Source organism: Stenotrophomonas sp. Steno-C18, from assembly GCF_056393195.1.
In genome coordinates this window covers 168605-195061 of the sequence record NZ_JBWJOX010000005.1, presented here as the reverse complement: position 1 = coordinate 195061, position 26457 = coordinate 168605, and the positions used below count along the sequence as shown (strand labels likewise).

Genomic DNA, 26457 nt, shown 5'->3' with positions numbered 1-26457 from the left:
CCGCAGTGGCCCGGCGGCGTGCCGCCGGCTTCTTCCCCGCGACCGTCGTGGTCGCCTTGTAGACGCAAGCAATGTCCCCTGCCATGCAACCCCATCGCCAGACCCGCCAGACCATCGTCCGCCTGCTTTCGAGCATGGCCAGCGCGAAGGAGATCAGCCAGTACCTGAAGCGTTTCTCGCAACTGGACGCCAAGCGCTTCGCCGTGGTCAAGGTCGGCGGCGCGGTGCTGCGCGACGACCTAGAGGCGCTGACCTCCTCGCTGTCGTTCCTGCAGGAAGTGGGCCTGACCCCGATCGTGCTGCACGGCGCCGGCCCGCAGCTGGACGCCGAACTGTCGGCGGCCGGCATCGAGAAGCAGACCATCAACGGCCTGCGCGTGACCACGCCCGAAGCGCTGGCGATCGTGCGCAAGGTGTTCCAGCAGTCCAACCTCAAGCTGGTCGAGGCGCTGCAGCAGAACGGGGCGCGTGCCACCTCGATCACAGGTGGCGTATTCGAGGCGCAGTACCTGGACCCGGACACCTACGGCCTGGTCGGCGAGGTGAAGAGGGTCAACCTGGCGCCGATCGAGGCCAGCCTGCGCGCAGGTTCGATCCCGGTGATCACCAGCCTCGGCGAAACCCCGAGCGGGCAGATCCTCAACGTCAACGCCGACTTCGCCGCCAATGAGCTGGTGCAGGAACTGCAGCCGTACAAGATCATCTTCCTCACCGGCACCGGAGGGCTGCTGGACGAGGAGGGCACGCTGATCTCCTCGATCAACCTGTCTACCGAGTACGACCAGCTGATGGCACAGCCGTGGATCCATGGTGGCATGCGGGTCAAGATCGAGCAGATCAAGGACCTGCTGGACAAGCTGCCGGAGGAGTCGTCGGTGTCGATCACGCGCCCGGCCGACCTGGCCAAGGAGCTGTTCACGCACAAGGGCTCGGGCACGCTGGTGCGTCGCGGCGAGAAGGTGCTCAAGGCCACCTCCTGGGGTGAGCTGGATACCGTGCGGTTGAAGCAGCTGATCGAATCCAGCTTCGGTCGCACGCTGGTGCCGGATTACTTCGAGAAGACCAAGCTGCTGCGCGCCTATGTCAGCGAGAACTACCGCACCGCGGTGATCCTTACCGACGAGGCTGAAGGCGTGTACCTGGACAAGTTCGCGGTGCTGGACGACGCACAGGGCGAAGGCCTGGGCCGCGCGGTCTGGAACGTGATGCTGGAGGAAACCCCCCAGCTTTTCTGGCGCTCGCGCAACGGCAATCCGGTCAACCATTTCTACTACGCCGAATCCGACGGCTGCTACAAGCAGGGGCATTGGAAGGTGTTCTGGTTCGGCGCCGATGACTTCGAGGCCATCAAGGGCTACGTGAAGCATTGCGGTGAGCGCAAGGCGAGCCTGCAGGATTGATGCGATGCAGATCGGTTCGGACACCCTCTGGAATACGCCGCCGGAACTGAAGGGCCGGCATGCATGGCTGCAGCCGTTGCAGCGGGCGCACGTGCCGGCATTGGAGCTTGCCCTGGGCGACGGTGAACTGTCGCGCTGCTGGTACACCAACGTGCCGGCACCCGAAGCGGTGCAGGGCTACGTCGATGCCGCCCTGGACGTGCAGGCGCAGGGCAAGGTGCTGGCCTTCGTGGTCAAGGACGCCACTGGTGAGGCGGTGGGCAGCACCCGCTTCTACGCGCTGGAAGCGGACGTGCCGCGCCTGAACATCGGCTACACCTGGTACAACCCGCGCGTGCAGCGCACCGGCCTCAACACCGAGGCCAAACTGCTGTTGCTGCAGCATGCCTTCCAGGTGATGGGCTGCATCAGCGTGGGCTTCGAGACCAGCTGGTTCAACCATAACTCGCGCCGGGCCATCGCCCGCCTGGGCGCGAAGCAGGACGGCGTGCTGCGCAGCCACAAGCGCCATTCGGACGGGTCGCGTCGCGATACCGTGGTGTTCTCCATCATCGATACGGAATGGCCGGCGGTGAAAGCCCACCTGCAGTTCCTGCTGGATTCGCATTCATGACTGACAAGAAATTCTCGCTGGGCATCGTCGGCGCGCGCGGCTACACCGGTACCGAGCTGATCAAGCTGGTAGCCGGACACCCGAACATCGAACTGGCGTTCGTGTCCTCGCGCGAGCTGGCCGGGCAGCGCGTGGCCGACCACAACGATGCCTACACCGGTGAACTGCGCTACGAGAGCCTGGACGCCGACGCAGTCGCTGCCAAGGGCGTGGACGCGGTGGTGCTGGCGTTGCCGAACGGCAAGGCTGAACCGTTCGTGGCGGCGTTGGATGCAGCCAGGCCGGACACGGTGATCGTCGACCTGTCGGCGGACTATCGCTTCGACAACCACTGGTACTACGGCCTGCCGGAGCTGACCCGCAACCGTTACGACGGGCAGAAGCGGATCAGCAACCCGGGCTGCTATGCCACCGCGATGCAGCTGGCGATCGCGCCGCTGCTGTCGCAGCTGGCCGGGCCGCCGACGTGCTTCGGCGTGTCGGGTTGGTCCGGTGCCGGCACCACGCCCTCGGACAAGAACAACCCCGAGCTGCTGCGCGACAACCTGATGCCGTATGCGTTGACCAACCACGTGCACGAGCGCGAGGTGTCCACCCAGCTCGGCGTGCCGGTGGAGTTCATGCCGCACGTGGCGCCGCATTTCCGCGGCATCACCATGACCGTGAACCTGTGGCTGCAACAGCCGCTCAAGCGCGAGGAGATCGTCGCGCTGTACACGCAGCGCTACGCCGGCGAGCCGTTGGTGGAAGTCGTGGACGAGGCGCCATGGGTGAGCCGCATCGCCGGCACCCATGGCGTGCAGATCGGCGGCTTCACGATGGCGCCGGGCAACAAGCGCGTGGTGGTGGTGGCGACCATCGACAACCTGCTCAAGGGCGCCGCGACCCAGGCGCTGCAGAACCTCAACCGCGCGCTGGGCCTGGACGAGTTGACCGCCATCCCGCAGTGACGAGTTTCGCAGGCGCGGCCAAGGCCGCTCCTACAGACAGCCATAGCAAACCTTTTCGATTCCGAGAAACCACCATGACCAACCTGCTCTGGCAGAAACCCGGCGTCGCGGTCGACGCGAAGATCCAGACCTTCCTGGCCGGCGACGACGTCATCCTCGATCGCGAGTTCTTCCTGCACGATATCCAGGCCAGCGCGGCGCATGCCGAAGGCCTGCAGCACATCGGCATCCTCAGCGCCGACGAGCTGGCCGCGCTCACGCGCGAACTGGCCACGCTGGCCGAGGAGTTCCGCAGCGGTGCGTTCGTGCTCGACGAGCAGTACGAGGATTGCCACTCGGCGATCGAGGCCCGCCTGACCGAGCGCCTGGGTGATGCCGGCCGCAAGATCCACACCGGCCGCAGCCGCAACGACCAGATCCTGGTGGCCACGCGCCTGTGGTTGAAGGAGAAGCTGGCGCGCGTGGCGCAGATCAGCATCGAGGTCGCGCGGGTGGCGCTGGACCGCGCTGCCGCCGAGCAGCAGCAGCCGCTGCCGGGCTACACCCACATTCAGCGCGCCGTGGTGTCCTCGGCGGGCATGTGGTGGGCCGGCTGGGCCGAGGCATTCATCGACAACGCCGTGCGTGCCCGCGACACCCGCGCCCTGATCGACACCAACCCGCTGGGTACCGCGGCCGGCTACGGCGTCAACCTGCCGCTGGACCGTGCCCACACCACGCAGGCGCTGCAGTTCGCACGCATGCAGATCAGCCCGATCTATGCGCAGCTCTCGCGCGGCAAGTTCGAGCTGGCTGCACTGGAAGCCTTGGGCGGGGCCACGCTGGACCTGCGCCGCATCGCCTGGGACCTGTCGCTGTTCACCACCGGCGAGTTCGCCTTCGTGGCGCTGCCGGCGCAGTACACCACCGGCAGCTCGATCATGCCGAACAAGCGCAACCCGGACGTGATCGAGCTGATGCGCGCCACCCACGCCAGCGTCGCCGCCGCGCGCACCGAGATCGAGCAGTTGCTGTCGCTGCCGTCTGGTTACCAGCGCGACCTGCAGAATTCCAAGGGCGCGATCGTGCACGGCTTCGGCCGTGGCCTGGCGGCGCTGGAACTGCTGCCGGCGTTGTTGTCCAACCTAGACTGGCGGGACGATCACATCCGTGCGGCCATTGATTCGGGCATGTATGCCACCGACGTGGCAGTGGAAGCGGCCGTGGCCGGCGTGCCGTTCCGCGATGCCTACAAGGCCGCGGCGGCGGCGTCGGAAACGGCGGGGCAGGGGCGTACCCCCGAAGGCAGCCTGGCCGCGCGCGTGTCGCCCGGCGCGGCGGCGGACCTGCGTCTGGACGAGCTCAACGCACGCCTGGCGGCGCTGCTGGGCTGAGGTGGACACGGGCGCTTGGGGCGCCCGTGCTGGTTTGGTCTTGGCTCCGGCTGCGGCTTAAGCCCCTCTCCCGCCTGCGGAGGAGGGGTTGGGGCGAGGGGAAGCTCCTGGCTGGGCAACGTCCAAAGCCTCCCTCATCCGCCCTTCGGGCACCTTCTCCCGCAGGCGGGAGAAGGGACAGCCAAAGCAACAGCCAAAGCAACAGCCAAAGTCAAAGCCAAAGTCAAAGCCAAAGTCAAAGCCAAAGTCAAAGCCAAAGCCAAAGCCAAAGTCAAAGCCAAAGCCAAAGCCAAAGCCAAAGCAAGTTCCAAGCGAAAGCAATCGTGTCATCTTCGCTTTCGTCGTGGTGTCATGCGCAGCTAAAGGAGAACGCAATGAAGCTCTACCTCGTACTGGCAATGCGCAAGCCGTCATTTGACGATGCAGTGATTGCCCCACACATCGCTTTCCTCAACGCACTCGACGCGAAAGACCAGCTGTACTTGACCGGCGGCTTCAGCGATGGCACCGGCGGCGCCTATGTCTTGAAGAACATCGAAACTCTTGAAGCCGCCAAGGCCGTCGTCGCCGCCGATCCGTTGGCCCTCCACGGCAGTTCCGAGCTGATCATCCACGAGTGGAATACACGTTGATCCCATGATCCAGACTTCACTTTCGCCGTTCACCGAACAAGCGCTGCCGCAGTGGCGCCGGGCCGTGCTCAAGGTCGGCAGCAGCCTGCTCGCCGCCGACGGCGGTGGGCTGACGCCACGCTTCGCGCTGGGCTTGGCGCAGTTCGTCTCGGCCAATGTGCTGGCCGGGCGTGAGGTGGTGATCGTGTCCTCCGGCGCGGTGGCGGCCGGGCGCGCCATCGTGCCGAAGGCGGCCGAGGCCGGTGCGGCGATGGCGGCACGGCAGGCGCTGGCCGCGTTGGGCCAGGCGCAGCTGATCGCGCTGTGGCAGCGCTTCTTCGAACGGCCGGTGGCACAGGTGCTGCTGACCCACGACGACCTGCGCAACCGCCGACGCTATCTCAACGCGCGTGCCGCACTCACCGAGTTGCTGGCGCTGGGTGCGCTGCCGGTGGTCAACGAGAACGACACCGTTTCGGTGGATGAACTGAAGCTGGGCGACAACGACAATCTGGCCGCGATCGTGGCCGCGCTGGTGGACGCCGATGCCTTGTTCATCGCCACCGACATCGATGGCCTGTTTACCGCCGACCCGCGCGGCAATCCCGATGCGCGGCCGATCAACGAGGTCCTGGAACTGACGCCGGAGGTGCTGGCGATGGCCGGTGGCAGCGGCAGCGCGGTGGGGACCGGTGGCATGCAGACCAAGTTGCAGGCCGCGGCCAAGGCCGGTGCGGCGGGGATCGATACCTTCCTGTTCAACGGCCGGGATGGCGACGTGGTGCGTGGGCTGGCCCAGGGGCGGCTGCGCGGCACCCGCCTGCACGCCGGGCAGTCGCGGATCGCCGCACGCAAGTACTGGCTGCGGCATGCGCCACTGGAACCGGGTGCGATCCTGATCGACGCCGGTGCCGCGCGTGCGCTGCGCGAGAAAGGTGCATCGCTGCTGCCCGGCGGCGTGCTCGGCGCCGAAGGTGAGTTCCGGCGCGGCGACATGGTGGAGGTACGCCTGTTCGACGTACAGGGCCAGCAGAAGGTCGCGCGCGGCGTCAGCCAGTATTCGGCGGTGGACATCCGCCGCATCAGCCAGCACCACACGCGCGAGATCGAATCCATCCTTGGTTACAACTACGGCGACAACGTGGTCCACCGCGATGACCTGGTGGTGCTGTGATGTCAGCCTTCGAACGCAACGGGAACCGTCATGAGTGATATCCGCACCCTGGCCCTGCAATGCCGTGATGCCGCCCTGCAACTGGGCCGTCTCTCCACGCAGGCCCGTGGCGACCTGCTGCAGGCGATGGCGGCGGCACTGGAGGCCGATGCGCCGGCCATCCTGGCGGCCAACGACAAGGACCTGCAGGCCGCGCGCGACAAGGGCGTGGGCACTGCGATGCTCGATCGGTTGGCGTTGAACCCGTCACGCCTGGCCGGTGTGGCCAATGCGCTGCGCGAGGTGGCGGCGCTGCCGGACCCGGTGGGCGAGGTCACCCGCGACTATGTACGCCCCAATGGCATCCGCGTGCAGAAGGTGCGCGTGCCGCTGGGGGTGATCGCGATGATCTACGAGGCGCGCCCGAACGTGACCGCCGATGCGGCGGCGCTGTGCATCAAGGCCGGCAACGGCGTGATCCTGCGTGGCGGTTCGGAGGCGATCCATTCCAACACCGCCATCGCCGCCAGCCTCCGGCGCGCCCTGCGCGAGGCCGGCTTGGCGGAAGCGGCGCTGACCCTGGTCGAGGACCTGCGCCGCGAAACCATGCTGGAACTGCTGCAGCTCAACGACGTCATCGACCTGGCCATCCCGCGCGGTGGCGAGGGCCTGATCCGCTTCGTCGCCGAGCATGCGCGGGTGCCGGTGATCAAGCACTACAAGGGCGTGTGCCATCTGTTCGTCGATGACAGTGCCGATATCGATCTGGCGATCGGCCTGCTGGTCGATGGCAAGGTCTCGCGTCCGGCGGCCTGCAATTCGCTGGAAACACTGCTGGTGCATGAAGCCATCGCCGCGCGCTTCCTGCCGGCGGCGGCGCAGGCGTTGCGCGAGCGCGGGGTGGAGCTGCGGGGGGATGTGGCCACCCGCGCGGTGCTGCCGGACGTGCTGGCCGCCACGGAAGACGACTACGCCGCCGAGTACCTGGACCTGATCCTGGCCATCCGCATCGTGCCGGACCTGCAGGCTGCCATCGCGCATATCCAGCAGTACACCTCCGACCATACCGAGGTGATCGCCACCGGTACGCCCGCACACGGCCAGGCATTCGTGCAGGCATTGCGCTCGGCGGTGGTGATGGTCAACGCCTCCTCACGCTTCTCCGACGGCGGTGAGCTGGGGCTGGGCGCGGAAATCGGCATTTCCACCACGCGCCTGCATTCCTATGGCCCGATGGGCCTGGAAGCGCTCACGGTGGAGCGTTTCGTGGTGCAGGGCGAGGGCCAGGTGCGGCACCCGTTGGGTTGATACCCGCCGAGGGGAGGTGCCGCCTTACCAGCGGTCTTCCAGCTGCTGCGGCTTGCAGGCGAACCAGGCGGCGGTGGTCAGCACCACCGAGCACAGCGCGAGGAAGGCGAACGACCAGGTCCAGCCACCGCTGACGCCGTGCAGCCAGCCGAACAGCAGCGGGCCAAGGCTGGCCAGGCTGTAGCCCACCCCCTGCATGAAGCCGGACAGTGCGGCCGAGCCGGCCTGGGTGCGGGTGCGCAGGTTGATCAGCGTCAGGCCCAGCGGGAACGTGGAAGGGCCCAGGCCGGCGATGATTGCCCACAGCCAGGGGGCCTTCATCGGGGCCCAGAGCAGGCCGGCGAAGGCGATCATGTTCAGCACGAACACCATCACCGCGATCGGGAACGGATTGCGCAGGCGCACCGCCAGCGCAGGCACCAGCAGCGAAGGGGCCAGGCCGATCGCCGAGTACACCGCCACCATCACGCCACCGAAGGCTTCGCTGGCGCCGGCTTCCACCATCACCTTCGGCAGCCAGGTGAACAGGGAATAGGTACCCAGCGAGGTCATGCCGAACATCAGTGCCATGCCCCAGCCCAGCGATGTCTTCCAGACACGCCCCGGCGCGTGGCCGGTGGCTGCCGAGGCGGCTTCGCGGGGTGCCTGCCGGGCGAGCAGGATCCATGGCAGCAGGGCGGCCAGCGACAGCAGCGACCACATGCCCAGCGAGATGCGCCAATCGAAGGCATCGGCCATCGGCACCGCCAGCAGTGCGGGGATCATGGTGCCGGCCTGCAGCACGGTGATGTAGATCGTGCTCAACGTACCAACGCGGTCGGCGAAGTAGCGCTTGACCAGCGGCGGGACCACCACGTTGCCCATGCCCATGCCGGCCAGCGCGATTGCCGAGCCCAGCATCAGCATGCCGACATTGCCGGAGGCCGCGCGCAGCAGCAGGCCCAGCGTGGCCAGCACCATGGTCAGCACGGCGGTGCGTTCCAGGCCGATGGCGCGGGTGATGCGGGGCGTCGCCAGGCCGAAGGCGGCGAAGGCGGCCGTCGGCATCATGCCGAGCACGCCGGTCATGGTGCTGCCGAAGTCGAAGACGTGGCCCAGCCGGTCCAGCAAGGGCGTCAGCGAGGTCACCGCGCTGCGCAGGTTGGCCGAAACCAGCACGATGGCGACGAACGCCAGCAGACGGCCATGCAGCAGCGGGGCCGGGGTGGGGGAGGTGGTGGGCGAAGACATGTCGAACTCCGGCATGGCGGGTCCGGCACCGTGTGGAACCCGCCTAAAACAAAAGCCGGCCAGAGGCCGGCTTTTGTTGAATTGGTCGGGGAGACAGGATTCGAACCTGCGACCTCTACGTCCCGAACGTAGCGCTCTACCAGACTGAGCTACACCCCGAAGGAGCCGCCTATGATAACGGCGTTCCCGCAGTCTTGCAAGTGGTTTTCCCCGGAAGCCAACCGCGCGGGAGGGTTGCTTCCAGTGCGCCCGAAGGCGGCTTGTACATCCACAAAAAAGCCCGGAAAACGTCGCCGTTTTCCAGGCTTCGATGCGACCTCCTGGTCGGGGAGACAGGATTCGAACCTGCGACCTCTACGTCCCGAACGTAGCGCTCTACCAGACTGAGCTACACCCCGTGAAGGAGCCCGGAAAGATACGCTCAGTCCGGGCTCCTGACAATACCTCAGCGCATTTTTTTAACGTTTTGTTTCACTCTTGCGCGCTTCGCGTGCTTCGAACCACATGCCGTTGAGGATGGCAACGGTCGAAGCAAGGCCAGCACCCAGAATCCAGGCGAAATACCACATGTGATGTCTCCTTCCTAAAGCGTGGATGTGGATCAGTAGGCGTTCGGGTTTTCACCCATTTCCGTCAGCGTGGTCTTGCCCTTCAGCACGCGGTACACCCAGGTGGTGTAGCCGATGATGATCGGCAGGAAGACCACCGTGGCCAGCAGCATGATCCACAGCGTCAGATGGCTGGACGATGCGTCCCACAGCGTCAGGCTGGAGCCCGGCTGGCTGGAGGAGGGCAGCAGGAACGGGAAGATGGCGAAGCCGACGGTGAAGATGATGCCGGCGATCGACAGGCCCGAGGCGATGAAGGCCAGGCCGCCACGGCGCTTGCGCAGCAGCACCGCACTGGCCAGTGCGCCGATCAGGCCCGCCACCGGCGCCAGGATCGTGGCCGGCATGGCGCTGTAGTTGTGCATCCAGCCACCGGCGGCGGTCAGTTCGGCGGTCTTCAACAGCGGGTTGCTGGCCCCATCGCTGATCACCTGCGAGGTGATTGCATAGCCCGGCAGGCCCAGTGCGACCCAGGCACCGCCGGCGGCGAACAGCACGAAGCTGACGATGGCGGCGATGCTGCCGAAGCGGGCCGAACGATCGGCCACCGGGCCGTCGGTCTTGAGCACCAGCATGGCGGCACCGTGCGAGACCAGCATGGCGACGCTGAGCAGGCCGGCCAGCAGGGCGAACGGGGTCAGCAGGCCGAAGAACGTGCCCGTGTACCAGACGCGCTGGCTGTCATCGAAGTGGTAGGGGACGCCCAGCAGCACGTTGCCCACGGCCACGCCCATGATCAGCGCCGGGACGAAGCCACCGATGAACAGTGCCCAGTCCCAGTTGTTGCGCCAGCGCTGGCTGGGCATCTTGCCGCGGTACTTGAAGCCGACCGGGCGCAGGATCAGGGCGAACAGGATGACGAACATCGCCAGGTAGAAGCCGGAGAAGCTCACCGCGTACAGCGGCGGCCAGGCGGCGAAGATCGCGCCGCCACCGAGCACCAGCCACACCTGGTTGCCTTCCCATACCGGGCCGATGGTGTTGATCACCAGGCGGCGTTCCTCGTCGGTCCTGGCCACGAACGGCAGCAGCGCGCCGACGCCCAGGTCAAAACCATCCATCACCGCGAAGCCGATCAGCAGCACGCCCAGCAGCAGCCACCAGATCACGCGTAGCGTCGTGTAGTCCAGAAGAATGAAATCCATGAGTGTTCTCCTGCCTTATGCCTGGCGCGTGGCCGGCGAGGCGGCGTTGTTGGAAGCAGCCGAGGGCTGCAGCGAGGGCAGGATGTCGTCCGGGCCCTTGCGGATGGCCTTCAGCATCAGCTTGATCTCGATGATCATCAGCACCGTGTACAGCGCGGTGAAGCCGGCCAGGGTCATGACGATCTGGTGCAGGGCCAGGCCCGATGCGGCGTAGAAGGTCGGCAGCACGCCATCCACGGCCCACGGCTGGCGGCCGTACTCGGCGATGAACCAACCGCATTCGATGGCGATCCACGGGGCCGGCAGCGTCCACAGCGCGATCTTCAGGAAGGTGCGCTTGTCCTGGAAGTTGTGGCGGCAGGAGTAGTAGAAGGCCACCGCGAAGAAGGCGATCAGGTAGAAACCCAGGCCGGCCATGATGCGGAAGGTCCAGAACAGCGGGGCCACCGTCGGCACCGTGTCCATCGCGGCCTGCGAGATCTCCTGCGGCGTGGCGTTGAGGATGTCCTCGCGGTAACGCTTGAGCAGCAGGCCGTGGCCCAGGTCCTGCCAATGGCGGTCGAACATCTCACGGGCTTCGACGTCGTTCTTGTTGGCGCGGATGCGCTCCAGTGCACCGTAGGCCAGCTGGCCGCCGCGGATGCGGTGCTCGGCGCGCTCGACCAGTTCCAGGATGCCCGGGATCGGCTTGTCCAGCGAACGGGTGGCGATCAGGCCCATCAGGTACGGGATCTTGACCGCGTAGTCGTTCTGGTGGGTCTGCTGGTTCGGGATGCCGAAGGCGGTGAAGTCGGCCGGGGCACGCTCGGTCTCCCACATGGCTTCGATCGCGGCCAGCTTCATCTTCTGGTGCTCGTTGGCGGCGTAGCCGCTTTCGTCACCCAGCACCACCACCGACAGCGAGGACAGCAGGCCGAAGGCCGCCGCCACCGCGAACGAGCGGCGGGCGACGTCATGGTGCTTGTTGCGCAGCAGGAAGAAGGCGCTGATCGACATCACGAACACCGCGCCGGTCACGTAGCCGGCCGACACGGTGTGCACGAACTTGGCCTGTGCCACCGGGTTGAACAGCACGGCCATGAAGTCCACGACTTCCATGCGCATCGTTTCCGGGTTGAACACGGCACCTACCGGGTGCTGCATCCAGCCGTTGGCGATCAGGATCCACAGTGCCGACAGGTTGGTACCCAGCGCCATCAGCCAGGTCACGGTCAGGTGCTGCACCTTGGACAGCCGGCCCCAGCCGAAGAAGAACAGGCCGATGAAGGTGGCTTCCAGGAAGAACGCCATCAGGCCTTCGATGGCCAGCGGCGCGCCGAAGATGTCGCCGACGTAATGGCTGTAGTAGGACCAGTTCATGCCGAACTGGAACTCCATGACGATGCCGGTACCCACGCCCATGGCGAAGTTGATACCGAACAGCACGCCCCAGAACAGGGTCATGCGGCGCCAGACGTCCTTGCCGGTCATGACATAGACGCTCTCCATGATCGCGATCATGAAGGACAGGCCCAGGGTGAGCGGGACGAAAAGGAAGTGGTACATCGCGGTCAGCGCGAACTGCAACCGCGACAGTTCTACGACTGTTGGATCAATCATGGCCTATCTACCTCGTGGGTGGGCGTCATGGGGCTGGAGGGGGTTCTATGGACAGAATGCTCCGGGTTCATGCATTGCCGTGCCTTGATCTGGATCAATGTGACGGTCGTGCGCAACCGCGAAGGTGCGGTTGCCGGCGGACGAGGTGCTGCTTGCTTACAATCAGGCAGATTTCCTTCACCAGAGTTGCCAATCTTGAGCGAAGTTCCACATCCGGGCGAAGCGTTGCGCCAGCAGCGTCGCCAGCATCAGCAATGGCTGGCCTCCCTCGCCGCCGGGGCCCGCCCACGGCAGCGGCTGGCGGCCCTGTCCGTGTGTGCTTCGGGTGCGTTGCTGATCGTGCAGGCCGGGGCCATTGCCTGGTTGATCCAGAGCATAGTAGTGGAGCGCTTGCCCATCGTGCAGGCAGTTCACGTTTTCGGCCTGCTGGCCGCGGTGCTGGTGGCGCGCAGCCTGCTGGGCGGCCTGACCCAGTCCGCCGCCGGAGACGTGGCCGACAGTGCGCGGCTGGCGCTGCGCGAGCAGGTCTACCGGCGGCTGATGGCACGCGGCCCGCTGTGGCAGCGACGCCAGCGCAGCGGCGAGCTGGGCGAGCTGCTGCTGGCCCACGGTGACGCCATCGAGGGCTACTACGCCGGCTTCCAGCCGGTACGGGTGGAAGTGGTGGTGGTGCCGCTGCTGATCGCCGTCGCGGTGGCCTGGGTGGACTGGGTGGTGGCGGTGATCTTCCTGTTCACCGCACCGCTGGTGCCGTTCTTCATGATGCTGGTGGGCTGGGGTGCCGAGGCCGCCGGCCGGGCCCAGCTCGGCGAGCTGGCGCGCATGAGCGGGCATTTCGCCGATCGCATCAAGGGGCTGGGCCTGCTGCGCCTGTACGGGCGCGGGGATGCCGAGTTGCAGGGCATCGCGCAGGCCGCCGACGGGGTGCGCGTGCGGACCATGAAGGTGCTGCGGATCGCCTTCCTGTCCTCCACCGTGCTGGAGTTCTTCGCCTCGGTCAGTGTGGCGATGGTGGCCCTGTACCTGGGCCTGAGCTACCTGGGGATGATGTCGCTGCATGCCAGCGTGCCGACCCTGGGTACCGGCATGTTCTGCCTGCTGCTGGCGCCGGAGTTCTACGCCCCGTTGCGGCGGCTGGCCGCGCATTACCACGACCGGGCCAACGCGCTGGCGGCGGCGGCGGAAGTGGAGCGGCTGCTGGCCGAGGACACCCGCCTTGCCCCGGGGCCGGCCGACACCGCGTCCACCGGGCAGGAACCGACCCAGCGGCATGCGCCGTTGTTGCGGGTGCAGGGCGCGACATTGCGCCCGCAGGGCAGTGCGCAGGATGTGCTGCGTGGTTTCTCTCTCTCCCTCACCGATGGCCAGCGCGTGGCGCTGGTCGGGCCCAGCGGCAGCGGCAAAAGCACCGTGCTGGAAGCACTGGCGGGATGGTTGCCGCCCCGCCAGGGCCGGATCGTGCTGCGCGAGGGGGTCAGGGTCGGCTATGCCGGGCAGCGCCCGTACCTGTTCCACGGTTCGATCGCCGACAACCTGCGGCTGGCCGACCCGTCGGTCAGTGACGCGCGGCTGCAGGCCGTGGCGGAGGTGGCGCAGGTGATGCGGTTTGCCCGGGACCTGCCGCAGGGCCTGGACACGGTGATCGGCGAGCGCGGCTTTGGCCTGTCCGGCGGCGAGGCGCGTCGCATCGGCCTGGCCCGGCTGCTGTTGCGAGAGCCGGACCTGCTCCTGCTCGACGAGCCCACCGCGTTCCTTGATCCGCAGACCGAGGCCGACCTGCTGCAGGCCCTGGCCGCACATACGCGGGGGCGTACGGTGTTGATGGCGACCCACAGCGAGGCGGCGATGCGCTGGGCCGACGCGATCATCGACCTGCAGCAGCCGGGGGGGCGTGCATGAGCGGCGATGACATGCGGAGCGTGTTCGGCCGGCAGCGCGGGTGGTTGTTGCTGTCGATCGTGCTGCTGTTTACCACGATGCTGGCCGGGGTGAGCCTGTTGGGGCTGTCCGGCGGCTTCCTGACCGGGGCGGCGCTGGCCGGTGCGCTGGGCATGGGCGCGACCTTCAACTTCTTCTCGCCATCGGCGGGGATCCGCGGGCTGACGATGGCGCGGATCGTGTCGCGCTACTTCGAGAAGCTGGTCGGGCACGAGGCCACCCTGCGCATTGCCCGGGACCTGCGCGTGTGGTTCTTCCGGCGCGCCTTGCCGCTCGCGCCGGCACGCTTGGGCAGCAGCCGTACCGGCGAACTGCTGGCGCGGCTGATGTCCGATATCGGCGAGATGGACGGTTGGGTGGTGCGCGCGCTGGGGCCGTTGCTGGCGCTGGCCGGCATGTGCGTGGCCGCGATCATCGCCGCCGCGTTGATCTACTGGCCGGCGGCATTGTTGTTGCTGGTGCTGGCGGTGCTGGTGGGCGTGGGCGTGCCGCTGCTGGCGGTGCGACGCGGGGATGCCGGCGAGGCGCAACGTGCGCAGAGCCGTGCGACCCTGCGCACGCTCGCCTATGAAGGGTTGGAAGGTGTCGCCGACCTCACCGCGCTACACGCGCGCGACGCCTGGATCGCACGTGTCGATGCGGCCGCATGCGAAGTGGCTGGTCGTGACCGGCGGCGCCGTCGCCGCCTGATCGGCGGCAACGTCCTGCATGCCGTCTTGTCGGGGCTGGGTCTGCTGGCGATGTTGTGGCTGGCGCTGTCCGCCTTTGAGGCTGGGCGGATAGAAGCGCCCTATGCGGCGGCGCTGGTGTTCATGACGGTGGCGTTGCTGGAGGTGGCTGCAGGCAGCGGCATCGCCTGGCAGGCGTGGCAGTCCGCACGCGTGGCCGGAGGACGCCTGCAGCAGATCATCGAGCAGCCACCGTCGGTGCCCGAGGCCGCGACGCCGGCGTCGGTGCCGGCCGGTGATGCATCGGTCGTGTTCGAGCAGGTGGTGTTCGCTTGGCCTGGCGAGCGCCGGCGCCTGCTGGACGGCGTGGACCTGCACCTTGCAGTGGGAGACCGCGTGGCGATTCGTGGCGACAGCGGCAGCGGCAAGACCACGTTGTCGGCGTTGCTGCTGCGGCTGTGGGACCCGGGGCAGGGCAGTGTGCGCTACGGCGGCGTGGACCTGCGCCGGTTCGCGCAGGACGATTGGCATCGCCAGATCGCGTGGTTGCCGCAGGGCGCGCCGGTGTTCGCCGGCAGCATTGCCGAGAACCTGCGCCTTGGCCGCCCGGATGCCAGCGACGACACGCTGTGGCAGGTGCTGGAACAGGTCCGCTTGGGCGAATGGGCGCGCCAGCAGGGCGGGTTGCTGGCATGGGTCGGCGAGAACGGCGCGACGATGTCGGCCGGGCAGGCGCGACGCCTGGCGCTGGCCCGCGCGTTGTTGCGCGATGCGCCGCTGATGGTGCTCGATGAACCCACCGAAGGGCTGGACGTGGACACCGCGCATGCGCTGTTGACGGACCTGGCCGCGGCCCTGGGTTCGCGCAGCCTGCTGATGATCACGCACGACCGCCTGCCGCCAGGCGTCGTGCACCGGGAGTACCGCCTGCAGCAAGGGCAGTTGCTGGAGTTGGACCCCGCCGCGCCGTAGAAACGGCTTCAGCGGCGAAACTGGCGCTGTGGCAGATCGTTGGAAGGGCGACCCCTCCCCAACCCTCCCCTTGGCTGCGCCAAAGGGAGGGGGCGGTTGCTGCAGTCGTCCGGATTGCGGGTAGGAGCGGCTTCAGCCGCGAAGCTGGCGCTGTGGCAGGTCGTCGGAAGGGCAGCCCCTCCCCAACCCTCCCCTTGGCTGCGTCAACGGAAGGGGGCGGTTGCTGCAGCCGTCCGGATTGCGGGTAGGAGCGGCTTCAGCCGCGAAGCTGGCGCTGCGGCAGGTCGTCGGAAGGGCAGCCCCTCCCCAATCCTCCCCATGGCTGCGCCAACGGAAGGGGCGGTTGCTGCGGTCGTCCGGATTGCGGGTGGGAGCGGCTTCAGCCGCGAAGCTGGCGCTGCGGCAGGTCCTTGGAAGGGCGACGCCTGCTGGGGGTTACCGGCTACCGTCCACGTAAGGGCGCGATTGCAGGATCAGGATGTCGTTGCCGACCACCGCCCACTCGATGTCCTGCTCGGCGCCGCCGAGGGCTTGCCGGGTTCTGCGGCCAACGGCGGCAAGCCGTGCGACCAATGCGTCGTTCAGTACCTGGCGTGAAGCGGGCAGGGCGACCTCACGCACGCCGCCGTTGCGATCGGTGACCAGCTGCGTGTCTTCGGCCGAACGGCTGAGCACCTGCACCGCCCGCGAGCGGCTGGAATACATCACCTGTTCGGCCTGGCGCTTGCCTTCCACCACGCGGATGCCCAGCCCGCGCTTGGCCGAGATGTAGGTGATGTTGCGACGGCCAGCATCGAACGGATCGCGGGTGATCATCACGCCCGAGCTGTCCGAAGGCACGGCCTGCTGCACCAGTACCGCCATGACCACCGCGTCCTGCCCCAGCCCTGCCACGCGCCGGGCTTCGTAGGCTTCGAAGTTGTAGACCGATGCCCACACCGTCTGCACCGCTTTGACCAACGCATCGGCGCGCACGACGTTGGGAACGGTCGTGTACAGGCCGGCACCGCTGAAGCCGGGCAGGTCCTCGGAGTTGGACGAGCTGCGCACGAACACGCCGGCGCTCCGCAACTGGCCTTGCCATTGGCTCTGCACGAGCTGGACCAGCGCAGGGTCCGCAGGCGCATTGGCGATGGCCTCGCGCAGCTCGGTCAACGCCTGGCGACGGCGTGAGGCGTCGCTGGCGAAGCCCGGGCTTTGCTCCAACGCGGCCAGTCGTTCGGGAATGCGCAGGCGTTGCATGAAGGCCTGGTAGCGCGAGAACGGAATGCAGAAGCCGTCCGGCACACGCGCATCGGGCGGCAGCGCGGCGCGGAGCGTGCCGAGATTGGCGGCCTTCACGCCGCAATGGCGGCTGTCGCCCCGGCGCAGTTCGGCCAATGGCTTGAGCGCACTGACCGACAGGTCCGGTCGCGGCAGGCTGGCGGTTGGACGCTGCGCGGTGCTGGCGGGTACGCGTGCCGGACGCGTGGCCGGGCGCACGCTGTAGTTGGTGTTGCTGACCTCCAGCTCCACCCATTGGCCGTCATGGCGGCGCAGCTCGGCCTGTGCATCGCGGACATACGCATTGGGAATCCGCCACCCCTTGGCCAGCAGGTTGACGTGCGAGAGCAGGGTGGAAGGACGTTGGGTGATCAGCCCGGCTACCGGTGGCAGCGCGATGGGGACCTCATCCAGTACCACGATGTCCTGCGGCGACAGCTCGCCGGCCTGCTCCACCGAACGCACGATGCGCAGGCGGCCCTGCGCGCGACCGGTGTTCAACGGCAGGAAGACCTGCTCACGCAGCAGCGCTTCCTGGGTGATGAACGCGACGCCCGCGGCACGGGCGGCCTGTTCCTGCTGGGTGGAGTTGCTCTTGAATCGGATCGCGTCCTGGAACGTGGCACGGACACGGGCGTCGGCCAGCCGCAGCAGTTCCGGCGTGAGCTGGTCGCCTTCCCAGAATTCATGTACGTAGCCGGGCAGGGCGCGTTGCCAGCTGAGGGTGCCGAACAGGAACCGCCGCTGCGGATCGCGGTACTGCGCCGCCAGCGTGGCCTTGTCCAGCTGGGGCATGAGCTTCTCGCGGCGTACGAAGGTCTCGTGCAGCGGGAAACGCGGTGTGTTGATGTAGTACATGCGATCGCCCTGCTGGCGATCGATCACGAAGATCAGGTGCGGGATCTCGAGTGGCGTGCCGACGTTGTAGACACGGGCCAGGCGCATGAAGTCCTCGCGGCCATCAATGCGTGACAGGAAGTCCGGTGCCTGCCGTGAGGCGGCGCTGGGAGCCTGCGGGGCATGTTCGTAGGATGACGGCTTGCGTGCCGTCTGCGCGGACGCCGGTGCAATGCACAGCACGGTGAGCGTGGCCAGGCCAAACAGACCGGCACGCAGGCGGGGAAGAAGGGGGCGGAAGGCTCTGTCCATGAGTCCGGTGGAACGCGGCAAACGGCGGCCATGATACGACGGCACCGTGAAGAGGTCCCGTTCCGATGGCATGGCGCCGGGGAGCCGGCTCAGTGGACGCGCGTGAAGCGGCCGGACGCCAGCAGGTAGAGCACCGCGCAATGGATGAGCACGGTCAGCCAGAACGCGACCTGGAAGGACCGCTTGCGGTGCTTGTGGTGGAACAACCCCTGCGCCATCAGCGCACCGGGCCAGCCACCCAGCAGCGACACCAGGTGCAGAGTGTTTTCAGGAGTGCGCCGGCGGCCCTGCTGCGCGGCGGCCTTGTCCAGCGCGTACAGCAGCAGGGCGACCAGGCTGAGGCTGACGATGACCAGCGCGGACCATGCCGGTATCCATTCCAGCCACCCGCACGCTGCGAGCGACAGCAGGGCCGAAAGACCCAGCGCGATACGTGGCAGGTGGTGTGCGTGGCGGCCGGGCGTGGTGGATCTTCCCCTGGATGCAGGCGTATTGCGGCCGCGGGCGCCCGCCGTGTCGGCCAGGCGCACGGCGGTGGCATTGAGGCGGTTGCGTTCATCCTTGCGCACCGCGTAGCTGATCAGCGCGCCGTTGGAGGGGCGCTGCCCGCGTTGGTCGAACGCCTTGATGTGGACGAAGGCGCGTTCGCCGCCACCGTTGGGGGTGACGAAACCGAAGCCCTTGTCGTCGTTCCAGTCCTGCAGTCGTCCCTGGTAGCGCATCGTCGGCGTGGTGGTTCGGAGGGGTGTATTGGAGCCCAATCACGCGGCCGGCGATAGTGACCGGTGGGGCAGGCACGCGCCGGGGGGCGCGTCCAGCCTGGAACCGGCATCGCCTGTTCCAGGCCGGGGTGTCACTGGTTGGCATGCCGTACCCGCAGGAAGCGGGGGAAGCGCGGCAGGCCGTTGGGTGTCAGCCCGTTGTAGCGGTAAGTGACCTGGCTGCCGACCGGTGGCGGCGTGCGGCGCAACGCGTCACTCAATCCGCTGCCCAGGCGGAAGTGCAGCCCCTGCGGCATCTCCATCAACAGTGCGCCAACCATGCCGGTGTACTTGCCCTTGCCGGGAACGTAGCCGATCACGCGTGCTTCGGCATCCTCGAACAACTTGAGCTTGAACAGCCCATTGCTGCGACCATCGCGGTAGGGATTGTCCTCATGGTGGAGCATCAATCCCTCGCCACCGCCTGCCGCCACGCTGCGCAGGTGACGGTGCAGGCTGTCCGTGTCGGCCAGGCGACGTTGCTCGACCAGGGCCAGGTGCGGGTTGCCGCTTTGTTCGACAACATCCTGTAATGCAGCCAGGCGCTGGCTGAACGTGCCTGGCTGCATCGGAAGGTCGAAGGCCATGAAACGCAGTTGTCGCCATGCGTCGTCGCGGGCGGGATTGCTGCGGACGATGGCGCTGGTGGCATCGAAGCGTTCGCGCGCGATCCAGAGTTCGCCGTCCATCACCTGCACCGGCCAACCGCGGGTGAACCAGACGGGCGCGGGTATCACGCTGCCGGTGCGGGTGCGGAGTTGCCGACCATCCCAGCGGGCGCGGACACCGTCGAGTTTCTCGCTGACCCAGAAGCGGGTGACGTCGGGACCGTCCTGCCAGGTGCTGGCGGACATCAAGGGCGATGAGGCGGCGTGCAGCGGGCCGCAGGTCAACAGCAGGAGGCACAGCAACAGGCGCGACACCATGGTGGCGACTCTCGTTCGGGGAAGAGTCGCCAGCGTGTTCGGGGCACCGTGATCAGGCCATCGGCCGCGCCCGCGGCGTGGCGTAGGCCCGGGGATCAGGCGGTTGTCGGCAGGGACTGCAGGAAGTCGCGTACCGCAGGGCCGAAGCGGTCGTAGTCGACCAGGAAGGCATCGTGGCCCTGGGGCGAGTCCATGCCGATGAAGCGGGCGTCGGCGCCGCCGGCACGCAGTCCGTCGGCAACCTGCTGCTGCTGTTCGACCGGGAACAGAATGTCGGTGTTGGCACCGATGGCCAGCGCCCGCTCGACGTGGATCTTCGCCAGCCCGGCCAGCACGTCGCCGCCGGCGTACTCGGCCAGGTCGAACCAATCCATCGAGCGGCCCAGGTAGAGGTAGCAGTTGGGGTCGAAGCGGCGCACGAAGCGGCGCGCATGGCCTTCCAGGTAGCTTTCGACCTGGAACTCCATGCCGAACGGGTCCTCGTCGGCCAGCTCCGAATCCAGTCGCACGCGACCAAAGCGACCATCCCATTCCAAGGCCGAGCGGTAGGTGATCACGCCCAGCTTGCGAGCCATGCGCATGCCCGACTCGGGGTAGTGCTCCTCGTCGTAGTCGCCGTTGTTCCAGGCCGGGTCCAGGCGGATGGCCTCGCGCTGCAGCGAGCGAATGGCGATGGAGAACGGCAGGGCCTGCGCGCTGCCGGAAATGTTGATGTGGCTGCGGGCGATGCCCGGGTGCTGGTACAGCAGCGCCAGCGCGGTCATGCCGCCCATGGAGTTGCCGATCAGGCAGGCCAGCTGCGAGATGCCCAGGGCCTTGACCACGTCGGCGGCGGCATTGGCCACATCCTCGATGGACAGCTCCGGGAAGCTCAGCCGGTACGGCTGGCCGGTCGCCGGGTCCGGCGATGCGGGGCCGGTGGAGCCCTTGCAGCTGCCCAGCGAATTGACGCAGACCACGAACCAGCGGTTGGTATCGATCGGCTTGCCGGGGCCAAGCATGGGTTCCCACCAGCCCGGCGCCGGGTTGCCGGCATGGCTGGCGGCATGGGCATCGGGCGACAGCCCGGTGACGATCAGGATGGCATTGCTGGCCTGGGCATCGAGCGTGCCCCAGGTTTCGTAAGCGACGCGGGCGCCATGCAACACGCCGCCGCGCTTCATCGGGAAAGGCGAGGCGAGGGCGTGAAAGCGGCTGCCTTCGGGGATGAATTCAGTCATCGGCCAATTTTAACGGGGCAGGGGAAATGGGCGATGCCCATCCAGATAACCGGCGGCTATTTGAATATGTCGCGCTCAGGGTTGGCCGAGCGTGATCTGCATGACCTTGTCGGTGGGCAGATCGAGCGTGATCGGCGCCGATTCCACGTCGCCTTCCTGGCGCATGGCGGTGCCGCTGGCCGACAGGCGCGCGAAAACCTCCACCCGCCTGAGTTCGGACAGCTTCTGGGTAGGCATGGGGCTATCCGCGTCACTGAGGGTGACGGTCAACGGGCTGGCCTGGACCGGATGGCGCTGCACGGCGACCGGCATCGGTGGGCCACCGGGCACACGCGCGATGACGAATACCGTGTCCTGGCCTGCCGCGGCGCGTGCGGCCAGTGCAGGGGCAAGGATGACGGTGACGCTGAGGCCCGGTGACGGCGAGGTGCTGGCGGTCGGGGTGGCCGGTGCCTGCGCAAGGGTCGGTGTCTTGCCGCGGGCGATGTCGATCTGCTCCTGCAGCGCGGCGGCGGCGGCCGGCTCCAGGCGGCTGAGCAGGCTCTCCCAGGTGGCCGCGGCGGCTTCGTCCTGGCCGCGCTGGCGCTGCACGATGCCGGTCAGCCAGATCGCGCGTTCGTTGTCCGGTGCCACTTGCCGCGCATGCTGCAGCCATTGCACGGCGGTGTCGTCGAACAGGGACTGCGGGTTGGCCCGTGCCCGCGCCTGCGCGGCCTCGACCAGCAAGGGGGCTTCGTCCGGTGCCAGCTGCACCGCGCGTTCGTAGGCGGCCGCGGCCTCGGTGGTGCGGCCCAGCTCCAGTTGCGAGCGCGCCAGCAGGAGCCAGCCGTCGGCGCGTGCGGGGTTTTTCTCCAGGGCTGCCTGCAGCTGGGTGATGCCTTCCTCCAGGGTGCGCGGGGCGTCGGCGCTCTGGCCATCGGGCAGCTGCAGGGCGGCCGGCGTGCCGAGCCATTGGTACAGGCCCAGGGTGGCGACGATGGCGGCGGCGACCAGCGTGCCCCAGATCCGTCGCTTGCCATCCCGCCACAGCGGCCACAGCACGATGCCGGTGGCGATGGCCGCCAGCATCCCGGCGCCGATCAGGAACGTGGTGCTCACCATTGGCGATCATCCTGGCTGGTGTCACGGCCGGCGTCCGGCGCGAGAGGGACGGCACGCGCGCGACGGCGCACGTACAGCACCAGCACCACCGCCCCGGCCAGCAGCAACAGGCCCGGGCCGAACCACAGCAGCAGGGTGCTGCCTTCCAGCTGCGGGCGGTACAGCACGAACGGGCCATAGCGATCGACCAGGAACTGCTTGATCTCCGCGTCGCTGCGGCCCTGTTGCATCAGGGTGAGCACCTCGCGGCGCAGGTCATGGGCGATCTGCGCGTTGGAGTCGGCCAACGACTGGTTCTGGCACTGCACGCAGCGCAGTTCGGCGGTGAGGGCGTGGAAACGGGTTTCCTCGACGCGGTCGCGGTACTGCAGCGGCGTCGGGTCGCCGGCCGGTTGCGCCTGGGCGGCAATGGCCAGGCACAGCCACACCAGCAGGCCGGCCACTGCCTTCATCGGCTGACCCCGAAGTCCGGCGCGACATGGCGGCCGCCGCTTTCGGCCTCGACCTTTTCCAGCGCCGGTATCAGTTGCTGGTCCAGCACGTCCTGGCTGATCGCACCGCTGTACTTCCAGCGCACGATGCCGCTGCCGTCGACCAGGAAAGTTTCCGGTGCGGCGGCGATGCCCCAGTCCAGCGCGGTGCGGCCTTCCTCATCGGCCAGCACGACCATGTAAGGGTTGCCCAGCTGTTCGAGCCAGCGCAGGGCGTCGTCGCGGTTGTCCTTCCAGTTGTAGCCGATCATGCGCACGCGCTTGGTCTCGGCGAAGCGGGTCAGGATCGGGTGCTCGTCGCGGCAGGTCGGGCACCAGCTACCCCAGACGTTGAGGATGTACGGTGCGCCGCGCAGCTGTTCGTCGGTGACGTGCACGTTGGGGTCGTGCAGGACCGGCAGCGAGAACGCCGGCGCGGGCTTGCCGATCAGCGCCGAAGGCAGGCTGTCGCGGTCCGGTGCACCGGAGCGGCTGACGCCGTACAGCATCAGGCCGAGCAGGCCGAGGAAGAACAGCGCGCCCAGCGCGATGGCGACGGGCGGCAGGCGGTGCGGCTTGTTGGATTCGGGGGCGGGGGTGTTCATCGGGACTTCTCCGGGAGCCTGCGGAACCGGCGGTCGACGGCGGTGATGAAACCGCCCAGCGCCATCAGCGCCGCGCCCAACCAGATCCAGCGGACAAAGGGTTTGATCTGCACCCGGACGGCCCAGGCGCCATTACCCAGTGATTCTCCCAGTGCGACGTACACATCGCCACCCAGCGCCGGATGGATGCCGGCCTCGGTCATGGCCTGACCGCCGCTGGCATACATGCGTTTTTCCGGGTGCAACAGGGCGACCTGGCGGTCATCGCGCAGCACCTTCAGGTGACCACGGTCGGAGTGGTAGTTGGGGCCGTCGGTGGCATCCACGCCCTCGAACACCAGCTGGTAGCGGCCGGCCTGGACCGATTGCCCGGGGGCCAGGGCGACCTCGTGCTGCACGTTCAGCGCTTCCACCAGCAGCGCGCCGACCAGGAACACGGCGATGCCCAGGTGGGCGACCAGCATGCCCAGCGTCTCTGCATTGAGGCGTCCGCTGTTGCGCAGGCGCGTCCACAGGTAATACAGCGTGCCCAGGCACACCCAGGCGGCGGCGGCGAGGCCGGCGGCGGTCTTGAGCTTGCCCTGCGGTGCCATGTACCAGCCGATCACGCCCAGCAGCAGCGCCAGCCCGGCCCACGGTGCCAGCAGCGCCAGCGGGCGCAGACCCTGCTCACGTTGCCAGCGGGTCAGCGGCCCGACCGGCACCAGCAGCACCAGCGGCGCCATCAGCAGCAGGAACAGGGTGCCGAAGTAGGGCGGGCCGACCGAAACCTTGCCCAGGTCCAGCGCGTCGGCCAGCAGCGGGTACAGCGTGCCCAGCAGCACCATCGCGCAGGCGCAGGCGAGCAGCAGGTTGTTGGCCAGCAGCAGGCCCTCGCGCGAGTTCAGCGCGAAGGCACGGTTGGAATCGCGGCTGTTGCCGCCGACGGTGGGCGCGCGCAGCGCGTACAACAGCAGCGAGCCGCCGACCACCAGCGCCAGGAACACCAGGATGAACAGGCCGCGTGCCGGGTCGGCGGCAAACGAATGCACGCTGGTCAGCACGCCGGAGCGGACCAGGAACGTGCCCAGCAGCGACAACGCGAAGGCGGCGATGGCCAGCAGCAGGGTCCAGCCGATGAACACGCCGCGCTTCTCGGTGGCGGCCTGGGAATGGATCAACGCCGCGCCGACCAGCCACGGCATGAAGCTGGCGTTCTCGACCGGGTCCCAGAACCACCAGCCGCCCCAGCCCAATTCGTAGTACGCCCACCAGCTGCCCAGCGCGATGCCGATGGTCAGGAAGGCCCAGGCCACGTTGGTCCACGGCCGGGTCCAGCGCAGCCAGCGCACGTCGATGCGGCCGTCGAGCAGGGCGGCGATGGCGAAGGCGAACGGCACCACGAAGCCGACATAGCCCAGGTAGAGCATCGGCGGGTGGATGATCAGGCCCGGGTCCTGCAGCAGCGGGTTGAGGTCGTGGCCTTCGGCCGGGGCCGGCAGCAACCGCGCGAACGGGTTGGAGGTGAACAGCAGGAAGGCGATGAAGCCCACGCTGATGATGCCCATCACCGCCAGCACGCGTGCCACCACGTCGGCCGGCAGCTTGCGCGAGAACTCGGCCACGGCCGCCGTCCACAGTGCCAGCACCAGCGCCCACAGCAGCAGCGAGCCTTCGTGCGCGCCCCACACCGCCGAATAGCGGTAGATCATCGGCAGCAGCGAGTTGGAGTTCTCGGCCACGTAGCGCAGCGAGAAGTCCTGGCGCACGAAGGCGATGGTCAGCACCACGAACGCACCCAGCAGCATGGTCAGCTGCAGCATCGCGGCCGGGCGGGCGGTGGCGATCAAGGCCGGCGCCTGGCGCTGCGCGCCGATCAGCGGCAGCACGCTCTGCAGCAATGCCGCCAGCAGGGCGAGGATCAGCAGGACCTGTCCAATCTCGGCAAGCACTCAGGGCGTTCCCGTGGCAGGCGGGGTGGCGGGGACCTGGTGCTTGGTGTGGGCCTGGCCCATCTTGTCGGCCAGTTCCTTGGGCATGTAGGTCTCGTCGTGCTTGGCCAGCACGTCCTCGGCGACGAACACGCCGTTGGCCATGCGCCCGGTGGCGACCACCGCCTGCCCTTCGCGGAACAGGTCCGGCAGGATGCGGTCGTAGGTGACCGGCAGGATCGCATCGCCGTCGGTGACGTCGAAGCGGGCCAGCAACGCGCCGGGTTCGCGCTTGAACGAGCCCTTGGCGACCATGCCGCCGAGCCGGAAGCGGGCATCGGCCGGAACCTGGCCGGACTGCACTTCGGCAGGCGTGTACAGGTAGGCGATGTTGCGCTGCAGGGCGGCGGTGACCAGCGCGACGGCGACGCCGGCAACGGCCAGCACCAGCACCACCAGCAGCAGGCGACGGCGTTGGGTGGGCGTCATCGGCTCAACTCCTCGTCCACCGCTACCTGCGTGGCCTGGCGCGCGCGCGCGACCCGGCTGCGCGCCTGACGCAGCTGCCGGCGGATCTGCAGCCGCGGCACGATGAAGTCCCATGCCAGCACGATGAAGAACACCGCGTAGGCCATGGCCACGTACTTGAAATAGGTCATGCCGATTTCTCCACGCGCTCGCGCAGCCACGCCTTGCCGGCCTCGCGGCGCAGGTTGTCGGCGCGTGCCCGCGACAGCAGCGAACCGGCGAACCAGAACTTGGTGGCCAGCACCATCAGCCACAGCGGCAGGATCATGCTGCCGTCCATGCTCGATTCGCCGAACACGCGGATGGTCTGGCCTTGGTGCAGCGAGTTCCACCACACCACCGAGTAACGGATCACCGGCAGCAGCACCACCCCGACGATGGACAGCAGGCCAGCGGCGCGTGCGGCGGCGCGGCGGTCATCGATGGCGCCATACAGGCCCATCACGCCCAGGTACAGGAACAACAGGATCAGCTCGGTGGTCAGGCGCGGGTCCCAGTCCCACCAGGTGCCCCACATCGGCTTGCCCCAGATGCTGCCGGTGAGCAGGGTGATCAGGGTGAAGGCGGCGCCGATGGGCGCGCAGGCCATGGCCAGGATCTCGCACAGCTTGATGCGCCAGATCAGCGCGATGGCGCTGTAGAAGGCCATCAGGCCGAACACGAACAGGCTCATCCAGGCCGACGGCACGTGGATGTAGAGGATGCGGAAGCTGTCGCCCTGCTGGTAGTCGGCTGGGACCACCGCCAGCGCCTGCCACAGGCCCCAGGCGAACAACGGCAGCGAAGCGATGTAGCACCACGGCGACCAGCGGGCGGCAAAGGTATCGAAGTACGCCGGGGAACCCAGCTTGTGGAACCAACCGATCAAACCCTTGAACATCCGCGCGCTCGCTGAGGAAGACGATGGCCGGGTCACGCTGCGGCGCCCGGCCGGCTGGGCACCGTAGCGATCACGA

The 26457-nt window shown here is 67.8% G+C and carries 25 protein-coding genes and 2 tRNA genes; 9 read left to right on the top strand and 18 right to left on the bottom strand.

What is annotated here, in order from left to right; translation table 11 throughout:
• Positions 1 to 71: 71 nt before the first annotated feature.
• The 4 genes from AC06FE_RS12280 (at position 72) to AC06FE_RS12265 (ending at position 4336) form a co-directional block, all read left to right on the top strand.
• Positions 72 to 1400: an acetylglutamate kinase gene (locus AC06FE_RS12280; RefSeq protein WP_478073175.1), complete on the top strand. Its 1329-nt coding sequence runs from the start codon at positions 72 to 74 to the stop codon at positions 1398 to 1400.
• A 4-nt stretch (positions 1401 to 1404) separates the two neighbouring features.
• The gene (locus AC06FE_RS12275; protein WP_478073174.1) at positions 1405 to 2013 is read left to right on the top strand and encodes a GNAT family N-acetyltransferase; all 609 of its coding nucleotides are present in this window, start codon (positions 1405 to 1407) and stop codon (positions 2011 to 2013) included.
• Complete coding sequence (gene argC / locus AC06FE_RS12270; RefSeq protein WP_478073173.1) at positions 2010 to 2963, top strand: N-acetyl-gamma-glutamyl-phosphate reductase; 954 nt, start codon at positions 2010 to 2012, stop codon at positions 2961 to 2963. Before AC06FE_RS12275 ends, argC begins: the two co-directional genes overlap by 4 nt.
• Positions 2964 to 3037: 74 nt before the next feature.
• The gene (locus tag AC06FE_RS12265) at positions 3038 to 4336 is read left to right on the top strand and encodes an argininosuccinate lyase (RefSeq protein ID WP_478073172.1); all 1299 of its coding nucleotides are present in this window, start codon (positions 3038 to 3040) and stop codon (positions 4334 to 4336) included.
• A 134-nt stretch (positions 4337 to 4470) separates the two neighbouring features.
• On the opposite strand, the gene AC06FE_RS12260 is transcribed toward AC06FE_RS12265, so the two are convergent.
• The gene (locus AC06FE_RS12260; RefSeq protein ID WP_478073171.1) at positions 4471 to 4647 is read right to left on the bottom strand and encodes a hypothetical protein; all 177 of its coding nucleotides are present in this window, start codon (positions 4645 to 4647) and stop codon (positions 4471 to 4473) included.
• A 63-nt stretch (positions 4648 to 4710) separates the two neighbouring features.
• On the opposite strand from AC06FE_RS12260, the gene AC06FE_RS12255 reads away from it, so the two are divergent.
• The 3 genes from AC06FE_RS12255 to AC06FE_RS12245 are packed head-to-tail and all read left to right on the top strand — an operon-like array spanning position 4711 to position 7408.
• A complete protein-coding gene (locus AC06FE_RS12255) occupies positions 4711 to 4968 on the top strand; it encodes a YciI family protein (protein WP_132863007.1) in 258 nt (85 codons plus the stop codon).
• Positions 4969 to 4972: 4 nt separating this feature from the next.
• The gene (gene proB, locus AC06FE_RS12250; RefSeq protein WP_478073170.1) at positions 4973 to 6121 is read left to right on the top strand and encodes a glutamate 5-kinase; all 1149 of its coding nucleotides are present in this window, start codon (positions 4973 to 4975) and stop codon (positions 6119 to 6121) included.
• 30 nt (positions 6122 to 6151) lie between these two features.
• A complete protein-coding gene (locus AC06FE_RS12245) occupies positions 6152 to 7408 on the top strand; it encodes a glutamate-5-semialdehyde dehydrogenase (protein WP_132863009.1) in 1257 nt (418 codons plus the stop codon).
• 24 nt (positions 7409 to 7432) lie between these two features.
• Here the strand turns inward: AC06FE_RS12245 and AC06FE_RS12240 are convergent, their stop codons facing one another.
• The 6 genes from AC06FE_RS12240 to AC06FE_RS12215 all read right to left on the bottom strand — a co-directional run bounded on the left by AC06FE_RS12240 (position 7433) and on the right by AC06FE_RS12215 (position 11990).
• Entirely contained in the window at positions 7433 to 8638 is a 1206-nt protein-coding gene (locus tag AC06FE_RS12240; protein WP_192286062.1) for a CynX/NimT family MFS transporter, read from the bottom strand.
• Positions 8639 to 8720: 82 nt separating this feature from the next.
• Positions 8721 to 8797, bottom strand: a tRNA-Pro gene (locus AC06FE_RS12235).
• Positions 8798 to 8959: 162 nt separating this feature from the next.
• A tRNA-Pro gene (locus AC06FE_RS12230) sits at positions 8960 to 9036 on the bottom strand.
• A gap of 60 nt (positions 9037 to 9096) precedes the next feature.
• On the bottom strand, positions 9097 to 9207 hold the full coding sequence (gene cydX / locus AC06FE_RS12225) for a cytochrome bd-I oxidase subunit CydX (RefSeq protein ID WP_132863011.1): 111 nt from the start codon (positions 9205 to 9207) through the stop codon (positions 9097 to 9099).
• 32 nt (positions 9208 to 9239) lie between these two features.
• A complete protein-coding gene (gene cydB, locus AC06FE_RS12220; RefSeq protein WP_478073169.1) occupies positions 9240 to 10391 on the bottom strand; it encodes a cytochrome d ubiquinol oxidase subunit II in 1152 nt (383 codons plus the stop codon).
• A 15-nt stretch (positions 10392 to 10406) separates the two neighbouring features.
• Positions 10407 to 11990: a cytochrome ubiquinol oxidase subunit I gene (locus AC06FE_RS12215; protein WP_132863013.1), complete on the bottom strand. Its 1584-nt coding sequence runs from the start codon at positions 11988 to 11990 to the stop codon at positions 10407 to 10409.
• Between the two features lie 195 nt (positions 11991 to 12185).
• On the opposite strand from AC06FE_RS12215, the gene cydD reads away from it, so the two are divergent.
• Both cydD and cydC read left to right on the top strand, forming a co-directional pair.
• Positions 12186 to 13889 carry a thiol reductant ABC exporter subunit CydD gene (cydD, locus tag AC06FE_RS12210; RefSeq protein WP_478073168.1) on the top strand — a complete coding sequence of 568 codons (1704 nt, stop codon included), beginning with the start codon at positions 12186 to 12188 and terminating at the stop codon, positions 13887 to 13889.
• Positions 13886 to 15568: a thiol reductant ABC exporter subunit CydC gene (cydC, locus tag AC06FE_RS12205; RefSeq protein ID WP_478073167.1), complete on the top strand. Its 1683-nt coding sequence runs from the start codon at positions 13886 to 13888 to the stop codon at positions 15566 to 15568. The genes cydD and cydC overlap by 4 nt, the downstream gene beginning before the upstream one ends.
• A 435-nt stretch (positions 15569 to 16003) precedes the next feature.
• Here cydC and AC06FE_RS12200 read toward each other — a convergent pair whose 3' ends face one another.
• From AC06FE_RS12200 to ccmC, 11 genes are all read right to left on the bottom strand, one after another.
• Positions 16004 to 17980, bottom strand: a complete 1977-nt coding sequence (locus AC06FE_RS12200; RefSeq protein ID WP_478073166.1) for a PEP/pyruvate-binding domain-containing protein — start codon at positions 17978 to 17980, stop codon at positions 16004 to 16006.
• An 89-nt stretch (positions 17981 to 18069) separates the two neighbouring features.
• The gene (locus AC06FE_RS12195; protein ID WP_478073165.1) at positions 18070 to 18702 is read right to left on the bottom strand and encodes a DUF1294 domain-containing protein; all 633 of its coding nucleotides are present in this window, start codon (positions 18700 to 18702) and stop codon (positions 18070 to 18072) included.
• A gap of 131 nt (positions 18703 to 18833) precedes the next feature.
• The gene (locus AC06FE_RS12190) at positions 18834 to 19667 is read right to left on the bottom strand and encodes a DNA ligase (protein WP_192286056.1); all 834 of its coding nucleotides are present in this window, start codon (positions 19665 to 19667) and stop codon (positions 18834 to 18836) included.
• Between the two features lie 95 nt (positions 19668 to 19762).
• On the bottom strand, positions 19763 to 20887 hold the full coding sequence (metX, locus tag AC06FE_RS12185; RefSeq protein ID WP_478073164.1) for a homoserine O-acetyltransferase MetX: 1125 nt from the start codon (positions 20885 to 20887) through the stop codon (positions 19763 to 19765).
• A gap of 75 nt (positions 20888 to 20962) precedes the next feature.
• Complete coding sequence (locus AC06FE_RS12180; RefSeq protein WP_478073163.1) at positions 20963 to 21988, bottom strand: tetratricopeptide repeat protein; 1026 nt, start codon at positions 21986 to 21988, stop codon at positions 20963 to 20965.
• On the bottom strand, positions 21982 to 22440 hold the full coding sequence (locus AC06FE_RS12175) for a cytochrome c-type biogenesis protein (RefSeq protein ID WP_132863020.1): 459 nt from the start codon (positions 22438 to 22440) through the stop codon (positions 21982 to 21984). The genes AC06FE_RS12180 and AC06FE_RS12175 overlap by 7 nt, the downstream gene beginning before the upstream one ends.
• Positions 22437 to 23063 (bottom strand): DsbE family thiol:disulfide interchange protein, encoded by a 627-nt coding sequence (locus tag AC06FE_RS12170; RefSeq protein WP_132863021.1) that lies wholly within the window; start codon positions 23061 to 23063, stop codon positions 22437 to 22439. Before AC06FE_RS12170 ends, AC06FE_RS12175 begins: the two co-directional genes overlap by 4 nt.
• A complete protein-coding gene (locus AC06FE_RS12165) occupies positions 23060 to 24994 on the bottom strand; it encodes a heme lyase CcmF/NrfE family subunit (RefSeq protein ID WP_192286053.1) in 1935 nt (644 codons plus the stop codon). The genes AC06FE_RS12170 and AC06FE_RS12165 overlap by 4 nt, the downstream gene beginning before the upstream one ends.
• On the bottom strand, positions 24995 to 25462 hold the full coding sequence (gene ccmE / locus AC06FE_RS12160; protein WP_192286052.1) for a cytochrome c maturation protein CcmE: 468 nt from the start codon (positions 25460 to 25462) through the stop codon (positions 24995 to 24997).
• Complete coding sequence (gene ccmD, locus AC06FE_RS12155) at positions 25459 to 25632, bottom strand: heme exporter protein CcmD (protein ID WP_192286051.1); 174 nt, start codon at positions 25630 to 25632, stop codon at positions 25459 to 25461. The genes ccmE and ccmD overlap by 4 nt, the downstream gene beginning before the upstream one ends.
• Entirely contained in the window at positions 25629 to 26381 is a 753-nt protein-coding gene (ccmC, locus tag AC06FE_RS12150; RefSeq protein ID WP_192286050.1) for a heme ABC transporter permease CcmC, read from the bottom strand. The genes ccmD and ccmC overlap by 4 nt, the downstream gene beginning before the upstream one ends.
• Between the last annotated feature and the right edge of the window lie 76 nt (positions 26382 to 26457).

Bases quoted from the DNA above. Each gene is read 5' to 3' on its own strand.
- AC06FE_RS12280 (WP_478073175.1), top strand. From the start codon at position 72: ATGTCCCCTGCCATGCAACCCCATCGCCAGACCCGCCAGACCATCGTC.
- AC06FE_RS12275 (WP_478073174.1), top strand. From the start codon at position 1,405: ATGCAGATCGGTTCGGACACCCTCTGGAATACGCCGCCGGAACTGAAG.
- argC (WP_478073173.1), top strand. From the start codon at position 2,010: ATGACTGACAAGAAATTCTCGCTGGGCATCGTCGGCGCGCGCGGCTAC.
- AC06FE_RS12265 (WP_478073172.1), top strand. From the start codon at position 3,038: ATGACCAACCTGCTCTGGCAGAAACCCGGCGTCGCGGTCGACGCGAAG.
- AC06FE_RS12255 (WP_132863007.1), top strand. From the start codon at position 4,711: ATGAAGCTCTACCTCGTACTGGCAATGCGCAAGCCGTCATTTGACGAT.
- proB (WP_478073170.1), top strand. From the start codon at position 4,973: ATGATCCAGACTTCACTTTCGCCGTTCACCGAACAAGCGCTGCCGCAG.
- AC06FE_RS12245 (WP_132863009.1), top strand. From the start codon at position 6,152: ATGAGTGATATCCGCACCCTGGCCCTGCAATGCCGTGATGCCGCCCTG.
- AC06FE_RS12240 (WP_192286062.1), bottom strand. From the start codon at position 8,638: ATGTCTTCGCCCACCACCTCCCCCACCCCGGCCCCGCTGCTGCATGGC.
- cydX (WP_132863011.1), bottom strand. From the start codon at position 9,207: ATGTGGTATTTCGCCTGGATTCTGGGTGCTGGCCTTGCTTCGACCGTT.
- cydB (WP_478073169.1), bottom strand. From the start codon at position 10,391: ATGGATTTCATTCTTCTGGACTACACGACGCTACGCGTGATCTGGTGG.
- AC06FE_RS12215 (WP_132863013.1), bottom strand. From the start codon at position 11,990: ATGATTGATCCAACAGTCGTAGAACTGTCGCGGTTGCAGTTCGCGCTG.
- cydC (WP_478073167.1), top strand. From the start codon at position 13,886: ATGAGCGGCGATGACATGCGGAGCGTGTTCGGCCGGCAGCGCGGGTGG.
- AC06FE_RS12200 (WP_478073166.1), bottom strand. From the start codon at position 17,980: ATGGACAGAGCCTTCCGCCCCCTTCTTCCCCGCCTGCGTGCCGGTCTG.
- AC06FE_RS12195 (WP_478073165.1), bottom strand. From the start codon at position 18,702: ATGCGCTACCAGGGACGACTGCAGGACTGGAACGACGACAAGGGCTTC.
- AC06FE_RS12190 (WP_192286056.1), bottom strand. From the start codon at position 19,667: ATGGTGTCGCGCCTGTTGCTGTGCCTCCTGCTGTTGACCTGCGGCCCG.
- metX (WP_478073164.1), bottom strand. From the start codon at position 20,887: ATGACTGAATTCATCCCCGAAGGCAGCCGCTTTCACGCCCTCGCCTCG.
- AC06FE_RS12180 (WP_478073163.1), bottom strand. From the start codon at position 21,988: ATGGTGAGCACCACGTTCCTGATCGGCGCCGGGATGCTGGCGGCCATC.
- AC06FE_RS12175 (WP_132863020.1), bottom strand. From the start codon at position 22,440: ATGAAGGCAGTGGCCGGCCTGCTGGTGTGGCTGTGCCTGGCCATTGCC.
- AC06FE_RS12170 (WP_132863021.1), bottom strand. From the start codon at position 23,063: ATGAACACCCCCGCCCCCGAATCCAACAAGCCGCACCGCCTGCCGCCC.
- ccmE (WP_192286052.1), bottom strand. From the start codon at position 25,462: ATGACGCCCACCCAACGCCGTCGCCTGCTGCTGGTGGTGCTGGTGCTG.
- ccmD (WP_192286051.1), bottom strand. From the start codon at position 25,632: ATGACCTATTTCAAGTACGTGGCCATGGCCTACGCGGTGTTCTTCATC.
- ccmC (WP_192286050.1), bottom strand. From the start codon at position 26,381: ATGTTCAAGGGTTTGATCGGTTGGTTCCACAAGCTGGGTTCCCCGGCG.